The following is an 11386-nucleotide window of genomic DNA, read 5'->3' as shown; positions in this document are numbered from 1 at the left end:
GGCGGCCATGGCGAGAGGGAAACGCCCGGATCCATTCCGAACCCGGAAGCTAAGCCTCTCAGCGCCGATGGTACTGCCCCGGAGACGGGGTGGGAGAGTAGGACGCCGCCGGACAACCATTCAGGAACGGGGGTCGGAGCCATTGGCTCCGACCCCCGTTTCGCGTGTCCGGCACACCATTCCGGTGCTCGAACGAGTGCCGCCCTTGCGACCGAGGTACTGACGACGACATGACTGCTCCTCGACGAGGCTCCGCCGGACGTGGCCGGCCCGACGGCCAGGACCCGCGTGGCGGTGCACGCTCGCGGCGGGACGACCGGGCGGGTGGCTCCTCCGGCAGGGGTGCGACCGGTCAGCGGGGGTCCGGCTCCGGCCGACAGAGCGCCCAGGGCCGCCGTGACGGTGCCGCCTCCGGTGAGCGCAGCGGTCGACCGCCGGCCGGTGGCCGCCGGATCGGAGGCCAGCAGGAGCCGCGCGCCGGTGGCGCCCGCGGTGACGCGGGGTGGCAGGACCGCCGTCCGGTCGCCGGTGGACGGTCGGAGGGTTCGTGGCGGGACCGTCGTCCTGCCGGCGACCGGGCCGAGCGCTCCTGGCAGGACCGCCGTCCCGGTGCGGATCGCAGCGAGCGGCCCGGTCAGGACCGCCGTCCGGGTGGGGATCGCACCGAGCGGACGTGGCAGGACCGCCGTCCCGGCGGTGACCGCCCGCAGCGGTCCTGGCAGGACCGGCGTCCCGGTGCCGACCGCACCGAGGGCTCCTGGCGTGATCGCCGGACCGGTGGCGGCGACCGGCCGGAGGGCGCGTGGCGGGACCGCCGCCCGTCCGGGGACCGTCCCGGCGGCGACCGTGGCCGGGACGGCCGCGGAGCCGGCCCCCAGGGCGGCGCCCGCTCCTGGGAGGACCGCCGCTCCGCCCGCCCGGCGGACCGGAGCGAGCGCCCTGCCGGCCGGGACCGGGACCAGGCCGCCGGCCGCCCGTCGGGTGCGGGACGTCCCGACCGCTCGGGTGGGGGCAACTGGCGCGAGCGCCGGCCGAGCGAGGACCGTCGCAGCCGCCCCGGTGGGCCGGCCCGGGTGGACCGCACGCCCCCGGCGCCCGCCGGCCCCCTGCTGCCCGACTGGGCCGACCCGCGAGACCTCGACCCCGCCGTCCGCGCCGGCCTCCGGGGGCTCGACTTCCGCAACGCCGAGACGGTCGCGCGGCACCTGGTGGTCGCCGGCACGCTCGTCGACGAGGACCCCGAGCAGGCGCTCGCGCACGCCCGGGCGGCGCGCGACCGGGCGTCCCGGATCGCCCTGGTGCGGGAGGCCGTGGGTGTCGCCGCCTACCACGCCGGTGACTACGCCGAGGCCTCGCGTGAGCTCCGCGCCTACCGGCGGATGAGCGGCGACCAGGGCTACCGGGCCGTGCTGGCCGACTGCGAGCGGGCGCAGGGACGTCCCGAGGTGGCGCTGCGGCTGGTCCGCGAGGCGCTGGCCGAACAGCCCGACCGCGACGAGACCGTGGAGCTGCGACTCGTCGAGGCGGGCGCCCGTCAGGACCTCGGTGAGGAGTCGGCGGCCCGGCTGGTGCTCGAGGGGGCGCTCGGCGGACGGCCCCGGCCCGACGGCGTGGACTGGGAGGACGAGCCCACCCGCCGGCTGGCCGTCGCCTACGCCGACCTCCTCACCGCCACCGACGACCCGGCCGCCGACGCCTGGCAGGAGGCCGTGGCCGCTGCCGCGCCCGAGGAGGACGACGTCGCGTTCGGCGAGGAGGAGCTGCCGGAGGTCCCCGACGTCGATCCGGCCGCGGACGACGACGCCGTGGCGGCGGACGGGGACGACGCCGACGCGGGGGACGACGAGCTGGACTTCGACGCGGACGTGGAGCGCGAGGTGGCCGAGCTGCTCGGTGAGGTCGAGCCGCCCGCCGAGGACGAGCCGGGGCACTGACCACCGACGATCGAGTCCCCGTCGTCCACACGGCGGCCGCCGGTCCACAGGCGCCCCGGGGCGCCTCCCGGGCGTCCGCGGCCGGGTGAGGCTGCCGCCATGAGCGTGGCAGTCATCGACCGGAACGACGTGGTGCTCCGCGGGCGGCTCTCGGCCCCCGCGGAGCTCAAGGCCCTCCCCAGCGGGGACACCCTGGTCACCTTCCGCCTGGTGGTGCGCCGCCCCGAGACTCGGGCCCGCGGGCACTCGGTCGACGTGCTGACCTGCGTCACCTACGACCGCGCGCTGCAGCGGCGGGTGGCAGCCTGGGAGGCCGGGGACGTCGTCGAGGTCGAGGGCGCACTGCAGCGGCGGTTCTGGCGCACGCCGGGCGGCACGGCCTCGGTGTGCGAGGTCAACTGCCGGCGCGGTCGCAAGGTGCCGCGGAGCGGTGCCGGGGGGACGGTGCGGACGGCGTGAGCGGCGGCGGGCCGGGCCGGCGGCGTCGGTCAGTCCCCGTGGGGGCGCAGGACCAGCCCGGTCCGCGGTTTGGGCACGAACAGCGTCGACTTGCGCGGCATCCGGGCGCCCGCCCGCGCCACCGCGGCGACGTCCGTGGGGGAGGGCGGCCGCAGCAGCAGCGCCACCCCGTGGCGCCGGTCGGCCAGACCCAGCGCCTCGGGGACGTCGTGGGCGACGAGCACCGACCCGGGGTCGTCGGGCCGGCCCCACAGGTGCCCGATCAGCCCGGTGGTGGCCAGCACGACGTCGAGTCCGCGCCAGGCCGGCGGCGCCTCGGCCGGCACGGTCGCCCGGACCTCGGCCGACGGCTCGGACAGGCGCAGCAGCCGGCGGCCGTCGCTGAGCAGGAACAGACCCCCGGCCGAGGCGTGCGCCCGCCGGACGGCGACCTCGAGGTCGTCGGGGTCAGGGCCGGCGGGGACCTCGGTGACGGTGAAGCCGCGGGCGGCGGCCTCCGCGGCCACGTCGAGGGAGAGGTCGGGCACGACGCGGTGGATCGCCTCGACCCGCAGCCCGCCGGCGCCCATCGGCGTCAGCAGCGCGAGCACCCGGCAGTCGCCGTCGGGACGGGCCCGGTGCAGCGCGCGGGCCGCGGCGAAGCGGTGGTGGCCGTCGGCGATCACCGCCCCGGTGCGGGCGAGGGCCCCGGACAGGCCGCGCAGCACCTCCCGGTCGGCGACCCGCCACAGGCGGTGCCGGACGCCGTCGGGATCGGTGACGTCCATCGTGGGCGGGCCGGCCGGCGCCGCCTGCGTCAGCGCGGCGACCTCCGGCTCCGGGTCGTGGGCCAGGACGATCGGCTCGAGGTCGGTGGCCGTGGCCGCGAGCAGCGCCCGGCGGCCCTCGACGGCGGCCGGGAAGGTGTCCTCGTGCGGCAGCACCGCGCGGCCACCCGCGGCGGCGACCGCGACCGCTCCCAGCCAGCCGACCGTGGCCGCGCCCTCGACCGGCTGCATCTCGTACAGCCACAGGGCCGCCTCGCCGTCCCGGACCAGCACCCCGGCGTCCTCCCACTCGCGCAGCGTGCGGGCCGCGCGGGCCGCGGTGCCCTCGCCGGTGCTGCCGCCGCAGGGGCCGGTGGCCCCGGCCGTGCCGGGTCCGGACGTGCCGCCGGGCAGGATGAGGCGGACGATGTTGTGCGGATCGGCGGCGGCCAGCCGCTCGCGGCCGTCCGGCGTCACCAGGTCGTAGGCTGGCGAGCTCACTCGGGCCAGGTGCCCGGGGTCGTGTCGCCGGTAGGTCAGGGCCCGGAACGGACGGACGTCCAGTCCCGCCACAGCGTGGGGCAGAGGGCCCGCCGACGACGAGTGCACGACGGGATCGTAGGAGCCGTCGGCCACGCACCGCCGCGGCAGCCGGGTCCCCGGTCCCTGCCGGGCCTCGCACCGGCCGGCGCGCACGCGAGCGGCAGGAGCGGGAGGACAGCGGTGTCGACAGCAGGCTCACCGGAGGACGACCTCCCGGGCGGGGGTGTGCCCGGGGGCGGGGTCTACGAGTGGTACCGGCGCGGCCTGGACCTGCTCAGCGGCGGCGACCCGGCGGCCGCGGCGACCCTGCTCGCCCGGGCGGCGGAGGCCGAGCCCGGCTCGCGCAGCATCCTCGAGGCGCTGGCCCGCGCCCAGTACGACGCCGGGCGCTACCGGGACGCCCTCGACAGCTTCGCCGAGCTCGCGGCGGTCAACCCCACCGACGACTACGCCCAGTTCGGCCTGGGCATGGCCGCCAGCCGCGCCGGCGAGCTGGGCCTGGCCGCCGAGCACCTCGCGCTGGCGGTCGCCATGCGCCCGGACCAGGCGCACTACGCCCGCGCCCTGCGCGGGGTGCGGGCGCGGCGGGCGTCGGGAGGGGGAACGGCGTGAGCGACCCGTCCGCGCGGCCGGCTCTCGCGGCCGGCAGCCCCCGGCCGCCGGCCGAGGTGCACGACGTCGCGCTGCTGGACCTCGACGGCGTCGTCTACGTCGGGCCGGACGCGGTGCCCGGCGTGCCGCAGGCCCTCGCCACCGCCCGCGAGCGGGGGATGCGGCTGGGCTTCGTCACCAACAACGCCGCCCGACCGCCGGAGGAGGTGGCCCGGCACCTGACCGACCTCGGCGTACCGGCGAGCGCGGACGAGGTCATCACCAGCTCCCAGGCGGCGGCGTCGGTCGTGGCCGGGATGCTCGGGCCGGGCGCGCGGGTGCTGCCCGTCGGCGGTCCCGGTGTCGCGGCGGCGCTGCGGGCGGCCGGGCTCACCGTCGTCGAGCGCGCCGAGGACGAGCCGGCCGCGGTGGTGCAGGGCTACGGCCGCGAGGTGGGCTGGGCGCAGCTGGCCGAGGCGGTGGTCGCCGTCCGCAACGGCGCCCGCCACGTGGCCACCAACGCCGACGCGACCATCCCCTCGCCGCGGGGTCCACTGCCCGGCAACGGGGCGATGGTCGGCGTGGTCCGCGACGTCACCGGCCGCGAGCCGCTGGTCACCGGCAAGCCGGACCCCGCCATGCACGCCGAGTGCGTCCGCCGCACCGGGGCGGAGCGCCCCCTGGTGGTCGGCGACCGGCTGGACACCGACGTCGAGGGCAGCCACCGGGCCGGCGCGGCCAGCCTGCTCGTCCTCAGCGGGGTCACCGTCCCCGCCACCCTGCTGGCCGCCGGCCCGCTGCACCGTCCCGACCTGCTGGCCGCCGACGCCGGCGGGCTGCTGGTGCCGCACCCGCCGGTCACGGCCGAGGACGGCGGGTGGCGCTGCGGGGGCTGGCTGGCCACCGCGGACGGCGACGGCCTGCTGGAGCTGCGCGCCGGGGAGGGCGCCGGCGACGGCCTGGACGGGCTCCGCGCCCTGTGCCTCGCCGCCTGGACGGGAACGCCCGGGGGCGGGCCGGCCAGGGTGCTCGCCGCGGACGGGGAGGCGCGCCGCGCGCTCACCGCGTGGGGGCTGGCGGAGCGGTGAGACAGCGCGCCGGCACGAGCGGCCGGGCGAGCCGACGGGGTGTCCGCGGTGTCCTCGGGCGGCCCGCGCCGTCGTCTCCGGCCGGTACCCTCGCGGGCCAGGGGCGCCGCACCGCGCCGCCCCGTGCCCGCCGTCCGGCGACCCCGTCCCCCCTCCCGTCCGAGAGGTCAGCGCCATGACCGAGCCGACCCGGCCGCGACCGGTCCCCGGCCCGCCGCGGCCCGGTCCCGCGGGCGTCCCGGCCCGGCCCGTCCCCGCGGGGCCGGTCGTCGACGCGACGGACGCCGACCGGGGCACCGACGTGCCCGAGCAGCCGGGGACACGGTTCGCCGACCTGGCGCAGCGCCCGGTGGGGGAGCACGTCGCCGTCTTCGAGGCCGAGCACGACCGGCTGAAGCGCGAGCTCGGCACGATCGACCAGCTCTGATGCCGCGCCGCAGCCGACTCGACGCCGAGCTGGTCCGCCGGGGCCTGGCCCGCTCCCGCGAGCACGCCGTCGAGCTGATCACCGAGGGGCGGGTCGCCGTCGCCGGGCGCGCCGCCACCAAGCCGGCCACCGGCGTGGAGGCCGGCACGCCCGTCGTCGTCCGCACCGACCCCGACGAGCACCGCTGGGTCTCCCGCGGCGCGCACAAGCTGATCGGCGCCCTGGACGCCTTCGCCGTGCCGGTCGAGGGCCGCCGCGCCCTGGACGCCGGCGCCTCCACCGGGGGCTTCACCGAGGTGCTGCTGAGCCGGGGTGCCCGCGAGGTGGTCGCCGTCGACGTCGGCTACGGCGAGCTGGCCTGGTCGCTGCGCACCGACGACCGGGTGCGGGTGCACGAGCGCACCAACGTCCGCACGCTGACGCCGCAGCAGATCGACGGCCCGGCCGACCTGGTGGTCGCCGACCTGTCGTTCATCTCGCTGCGGCTGGTGCTGCCCGCGCTCACCGCCTGCGCGACCGACGACGCCGACCTGCTGCCCATGGTCAAGCCGCAGTTCGAGGTCGGTCGCGAGCGGCTGGGCTCGGGCGGGGTGGTCCGGGACCCGGCGGCGCGCGCGGCGGCCGTGCTCGAGGTCGCCGAGGCAGCGGCCGCGCTGGGCTGGGGCACCGCCGGCGTGGTCGCCAGCCCGCTGCCCGGCCCGGCCGGCAACGTCGAGTTCTTCCTGCGGCTGCGCCGCGACGCCGGCGCGCCGGCCGAGGAGGACGTGCGCCGCGCCGTCGCGGAGGGACCACGGTGACGCGGGGGACCGGCCGGGCGGGCACGCCCGTCCGGGGGGACGCTGGGGACCGGCGGCGGACACCGCGGCACAGGGCACAGGCGGGCAGAGCAGCCCGGATCGAGGAGGACCGATGAGCGAGGCCGGCCAGGGCGGATGGCGCCCGGGAGGCGGGCGGCACGTGCTGCTGGCCGTGCACACCGGGCGGCAGGACATCACCGAGCTGGCCCGCAGCTCCGCCGCGCGGCTGGCACGCGCCGGCATCACCGTGCGCGTGCTCGACGACGAGGCCGAGGCGCTCGGCATCAAGGGCGCCGAGGTGGTCCCCGCCGACGCCGAGGCCGCCCGCGGCGCCGAGATCGTCATGGTCTTCGGCGGCGACGGCACCTTCCTGCGCGCCGCCGAGCTCGCCCGCTACAGCCACGCCGCGCTCATGGGCGTCAACCTCGGCCGCGTCGGCTTCCTCGCCGAGACCGAGCCGGAGGCGGTCGAGGAGACGCTGACGGCGATCGAGCAGTGCGCGTACGCGGTCGAGAAGCGGCTGGCCATCGAGGTCGACGTGCTCGACGCCGCCGGCAACGTCGTCGCCGGGACGTGGGGGCTCAACGAGGTGTCGGTGGAGAAGGCCGAGCGCTCGCGGGTGCTCGACGTGGTGGTCTCCATCGACGGGCGGCCGCTGACCAGCTTCGGCTGCGACGGCGTCCTGTTCGCCACCCCCACCGGCTCCACCGCCTACGCGTTCTCCGCCGGCGGCCCGGTGGTGTGGCCCGACGTCGAGGCGATGCTGCTGGTCCCCAGCAACGCGCACGCGCTGTTCTCCCGGCCGCTGGTCACCTCGCCCGACGCCGTGCTCTCGGTCGCGGTCCCGCCCGACGGCAACCGCGCCCGGGTCTCGGCCGACGGCCGGCGTGCGTTCGACGTCCCCGACGGCGGCCGCGTCGACGTGCGGCGCGCGGCCCGGCCGGTGCGCATCGCGCGGGTGCACACGACGACGTTCGGGGACCGGCTGGTCGCCAAGTTCGGGCTGCCGGTGCGCGGCTTCCGCGAGGTCCGCCGGCACGACCCCGGCCACGAGCTGCGGTCCTCACGGAACGTCCTCGCCCGCGACGTCGTGTCCTACCCGGGCAACGGCGACGGGGGCGTCCGGGAGGAGGTGCGCGGTGGCGCCGCGGACCCCGACGCGTGAGCGCACCGGCCGCGCGCGCACCGCGCCCGCCGCCGACCCCGCCGTCCCGGCCGACACCGACGGCGGCCGCCCGCCCGCCCGCCGCGAGGACGCTGCACCGCGCACCGCGCACGGCCTCGGCCGGCTGACCGAGCTGCGCATCCGCGGCCTGGGCGCCATCGACGACGTCACCCTCGAGCTCGGCCGCGGCCTCACCGTGGTCACCGGTGAGACCGGCGCCGGCAAGACGATGGTCGTCACCGGCCTGACCCTGCTGTTCGGCGGCCGCGCCGACCCCGGCCGGGTGCGCGCCACCGGGCGGGCCGGCGTCGAGGGCCGGCTCGAGCTGCCGCCGGACTCCCCGGTGTGGGAGCGGGCCGCCGACGCCGGCGCCGAGCCCGACGACGACGGCAGCCTGATCCTCGCCCGCACGGTCAACGCCGAGGGCCGCTCGCGGGCGCACCTGGGCGGGCGCAGCGTGCCGGTCGGCGTCGTCTCCGAGCTCGCCGAGGGCCTGCTGGCCGTGCACGGGCAGAGCGACCAGCTGCGGCTGTCCCGCCCGGCCGAACAGCGGCACGCCCTCGACCGCTACGCCGGCCCGGCGCACCTGCAGCTGCTGGAGACCTACCGCGCCGCCTACGCGCGGTGGCGGGAGCTCGCCGCCGACCTCGACCGCCGCCGCGGCCAGGCCCGCGAGCTGGCCCAGGCCGCCGAGGTGCTGCGGCACGGCCTGGACGAGATCGAGGCGCTGGCGCCCGAGCCGGGCGAGGACGAGGCGCTCGACGCGCAGGCCAAGCGGCTGGGCGACGCCGACGCGCTGCGCGCCGCGGTCGACGAGGCGCGCACGGCGCTGGTCGGCGACGTCACCGGCGACCTCGGCGCCGAGGGGCTGCCGCAGGACGCCACCGCGGCGCTGGCCACCGCCGAGCGCGCGCTGGCCGGCACCGACGACCCCGCGCTGGTCCTGCTCGCCCGCGACCTCGCCGACGCCGTCGCGGTCGTGTCCGACGTGAGCGTGCAGCTGGCCGGCTACGTCGCCGACCTCGACGCCGACCCCGCCCGGCTGGCCGAGGTGCTCGACCGGCGCGCGGCGATCACCGCGGTGGTGCGCAAGTACGCCGACCCGGGCGAGGGGCTGGCCGGCGTCCTGCGCTGGGCCGAGGACGCGCGCGCCAAGCTCGACGCGCTCGACGTCTCCGACGAGGCCCTCGAGGCGCTGGAGGCCGCCCGCGACACCGCCCGCGCCGAGGTCGACGACCTCGCCGCCCGGGTGTCGGCCGGCCGCCGCGCCGCCGCCGACGGGTTCGCCGCCGAGGTGGGCCGGGAGCTCGCGGGCCTGGCGATGAAGAGCGCGCGGGTCTCCTTCTCGATCGACAGCCACCCCGACCAGCCGGGGCCCGACGGCGTCGACGAGGTCGCGCTGCTCATGGCCGCCCACCCCGGCGCCCCGCCACGGCCGGTGCACCGCGGCGCCTCCGGCGGTGAGCTGTCCCGGGTGATGCTCGCGATCGAGGTGGTCTTCGCCGGCGCCGACCCGGTGCCGGTGATGGTGTTCGACGAGGTCGACGCCGGCGTCGGCGGGCAGGCGGCCGGGGAGATCGGGCGGCGGCTGGCCCGGCTGGCCCGCGACCACCAGGTCGTCGTCGTCACCCACCTCGCGCAGGTGGCCGCCTTCGCCGACACCCACCTCGTGGTGGACAAGTCCCCGGACACCGCCGCGGGTGTCACCGCCACCGACATCCGGGCCGTCGACGGCGAGGACCGGGTGCGGGAGCTGGCGCGCATGCTCTCGGGCCTCGCCGACAGCGAGACCGGGCAGGCGCACGCCCGCGAGCTGCTCGCCGTCGCCGCCGCGGCGCGCACCGCGTAGGAGCCCGGCCGGTCGTACACGACCGGGTGGTGGGACGCAGGAGTGTCGATCGCGTGACGGGGGTAGGCGGGACCCGTGCGCGCCGACGTCCCGCTCCCGTCACCCCTCGCCGCGGCCTGCCCCGCCCGGACCGCCGGGGGTGACCGGTGAGCTGCTTCAGCTCCGCCGACGAGTCGGCGCACTACGGCTTCTCGGTCTGCATGCTGCTGCAGCAGTACCGCGAGCAGCTGGGGTGGGAGACCGCGCCGCTGGTCGAGCTGGGCACCGGTGACGCCTCGGCGATCGCCGACGTCGTGCAGGGCCTGCCCGGCCTGCGCGTCCGCAGCTACGACATCAGCGAGGACTCGGTGCGGAAGGCGCGGGCCAACATCGCCGAGCGCGGGGTCGCCGACCGCTACACCGTCGAGCTCGGCGACTTCTTCGACCAGGCCGACGCCGCCGGCGGCGAGCCGGTGACCACCGCGATCGCCAACCCGCCCTACATCCCGGCGCCCGACCGCGACATCCTCATGCCCGAGCTGTGGGGCGGCGTCCGCGGCAACGACCTCACCCTTCAGCTGCTCAAGGCCGGCTACGACCACGTGGTCACCGCGGTCGCCAGCTACGCCGATCCGGTCACCACCGTCAGCACCGCCGCCGACCTCGGCTACCGGGTGGTCAACTTCCTCGCGATGGGCCTGGACTACGGGCCCTACAGCAGCGAGCCGAAGGTGCGCGAGCAGATCCGCCGGATCGTCGCGGAGGGCCGCGGATGGGCCGGCGACGACGAGTACATGGTCGCCGTCGCGCTGTTCACGAAGGACCCGGACATCCCCGGCGACCGCGCCGACCAGCTGCTGCGGGCGCTGCAGCTGCCGGCCTGAGCCGGGCGCTCAGCCCAGCGGCACGCACAGCGCCGTCGGGTGCCCGCCCGCGGGGCGCCGCCGTCCGCGGCGGTGAGCTCGACGGTCGCGGCGAGCCCTCGGCCGGCGCGGTCAGCGGCGCTTCGCGTAGCCCGCCAGGCCGAACTGCAGCAGCGACAGCCCGCGGCGGCCGGCGGTGCGCAGCTCCTCGGCCAGCTCGGGGCCGGTGACGCCGGCCAGCACCCGGTCGCGGGCCAGCTCCAGCAGCCGCCCGTAGAGCGCGGTGACCGCCGCGGCGGTGAGCTCGGGTTCGACCGCGCCGTCGCCGGCGCCGGTCTCCGCGCGGATCTGCGCCGCCAGCGCCGCGGTGAGCTCGCCGAGGATCTCCCGCTCGCGGGCCTGCAGCGTCCGCGAGCCCCGGACGACCTGGGCCATCGCGGCCACGCCCTCGGCGGCCTCGGGCGTGCCGAGCATGGACATCGCCCGGACGACGAACGTCCCCGCCGCCGCGGCCACCGACTCCCCGGCCGGGCGGGTGGCGACGGCGTCAAGCAGCGCGGCCCGCATCGGCGGGTCGGCGGCGAGGACCAGCCCCTCCTTGACCGGGAAGTGGTTGAAGACCGTCTTCTCCACCACGCCCGCGCGCTGGGCGATCTCCACGACGCTCACCGCGTCGAAGCCGCGCTCGGCGAACAGCTCGGCGGCGGCGTCGACGATCCGGTCGTGGGTCTCCCGCCGCCGGCGCTCCCGCACGCCCGAGCCGCGCCGCTCCCGCCGCCGGGCGGCCCGACGCTCCCCGGCCGGCGCATCCCCGGGCCGCCCGGCGGGGGCGGGCGGCGGGCCGGGCACGGGGACCGGTGCGGGCGCCGGGCCCCCGGGCACAGCGCGGATGTGCGGGGGAGCCGTCGTCTCCGGCCCTTCCTCCGCGGCCCCGGGACGGGTCGC

General features: G+C 78.6%; 11 protein-coding genes and 1 rRNA gene. 10 read left to right on the top strand and 2 right to left on the bottom strand.

Annotation, left to right across the window (positions count from 1 at the left end; genetic code table 11):
• The 3 genes from rrf to ACI8AK_RS21930 all read left to right on the top strand — a co-directional run.
• Positions 1-114, top strand: a 5S ribosomal RNA gene (gene rrf / locus ACI8AK_RS21940); the annotation flags it as partial.
• 959 nt (positions 115-1073) lie between these two features.
• Positions 1074-1934 carry a tetratricopeptide repeat protein gene (locus ACI8AK_RS21935; RefSeq protein WP_387994426.1) on the top strand — a complete coding sequence of 287 codons (861 nt, stop codon included), beginning with the start codon at positions 1074-1076 and terminating at the stop codon, positions 1932-1934.
• Positions 1935-2033: 99 nt separating this feature from the next.
• Entirely contained in the window at positions 2034-2393 is a 360-nt protein-coding gene (locus ACI8AK_RS21930) for a single-stranded DNA-binding protein (RefSeq protein ID WP_456958007.1), read from the top strand.
• A 29-nt stretch (positions 2394-2422) separates the two neighbouring features.
• Here the strand turns inward: ACI8AK_RS21930 and ACI8AK_RS21925 are convergent, their stop codons facing one another.
• On the bottom strand, positions 2423-3712 hold the full coding sequence (locus ACI8AK_RS21925) for a DUF1015 family protein (RefSeq protein WP_456958005.1): 1290 nt from the start codon (positions 3710-3712) through the stop codon (positions 2423-2425).
• A 150-nt stretch (positions 3713-3862) separates the two neighbouring features.
• On the opposite strand from ACI8AK_RS21925, the gene ACI8AK_RS21920 reads away from it, so the two are divergent.
• The 7 genes from ACI8AK_RS21920 to ACI8AK_RS21890 all read left to right on the top strand — a co-directional run bounded on the left by ACI8AK_RS21920 (position 3863) and on the right by ACI8AK_RS21890 (position 10462).
• Positions 3863-4294, top strand: coding sequence for a tetratricopeptide repeat protein (locus ACI8AK_RS21920; RefSeq protein WP_387994417.1), 432 nt, complete (start codon positions 3863-3865; stop codon positions 4292-4294).
• Entirely contained in the window at positions 4291-5361 is a 1071-nt protein-coding gene (locus ACI8AK_RS21915) for an HAD-IIA family hydrolase (RefSeq protein WP_456958003.1), read from the top strand. The genes ACI8AK_RS21920 and ACI8AK_RS21915 overlap by 4 nt, the downstream gene beginning before the upstream one ends.
• Positions 5362-5536: 175 nt before the next feature.
• Positions 5537-5788, top strand: coding sequence for a hypothetical protein (locus ACI8AK_RS21910; protein ID WP_387994413.1), 252 nt, complete (start codon positions 5537-5539; stop codon positions 5786-5788).
• Positions 5788-6585, top strand: a complete 798-nt coding sequence (locus ACI8AK_RS21905; protein WP_387994410.1) for a TlyA family RNA methyltransferase — start codon at positions 5788-5790, stop codon at positions 6583-6585. Before ACI8AK_RS21910 ends, ACI8AK_RS21905 begins: the two co-directional genes overlap by 1 nt.
• 112 nt (positions 6586-6697) lie before the next feature.
• Positions 6698-7750, top strand: a complete 1053-nt coding sequence (locus ACI8AK_RS21900) for an NAD kinase (protein WP_456958001.1) — start codon at positions 6698-6700, stop codon at positions 7748-7750.
• Positions 7725-9599, top strand: coding sequence for a DNA repair protein RecN (gene recN, locus ACI8AK_RS21895; protein ID WP_387994404.1), 1875 nt, complete (start codon positions 7725-7727; stop codon positions 9597-9599). Before ACI8AK_RS21900 ends, recN begins: the two co-directional genes overlap by 26 nt.
• Positions 9600-9745: 146 nt before the next feature.
• Positions 9746-10462, top strand: a complete 717-nt coding sequence (locus ACI8AK_RS21890) for a methylase (RefSeq protein WP_456902371.1) — start codon at positions 9746-9748, stop codon at positions 10460-10462.
• 111 nt (positions 10463-10573) lie between these two features.
• Here the strand turns inward: ACI8AK_RS21890 and ACI8AK_RS21885 are convergent, their stop codons facing one another.
• Positions 10574-11194, bottom strand: coding sequence for a TetR/AcrR family transcriptional regulator (locus ACI8AK_RS21885; RefSeq protein WP_456902372.1), 621 nt, complete (start codon positions 11192-11194; stop codon positions 10574-10576).
• Positions 11195-11386 lie beyond the last annotated feature (192 nt).

Source organism: Geodermatophilus sp. SYSU D00867, assembly GCF_054050315.1.
The sequence above is the reverse complement of the archived record's forward strand: the minus strand, read 5'-3'. Positions and strand labels throughout refer to the sequence as shown.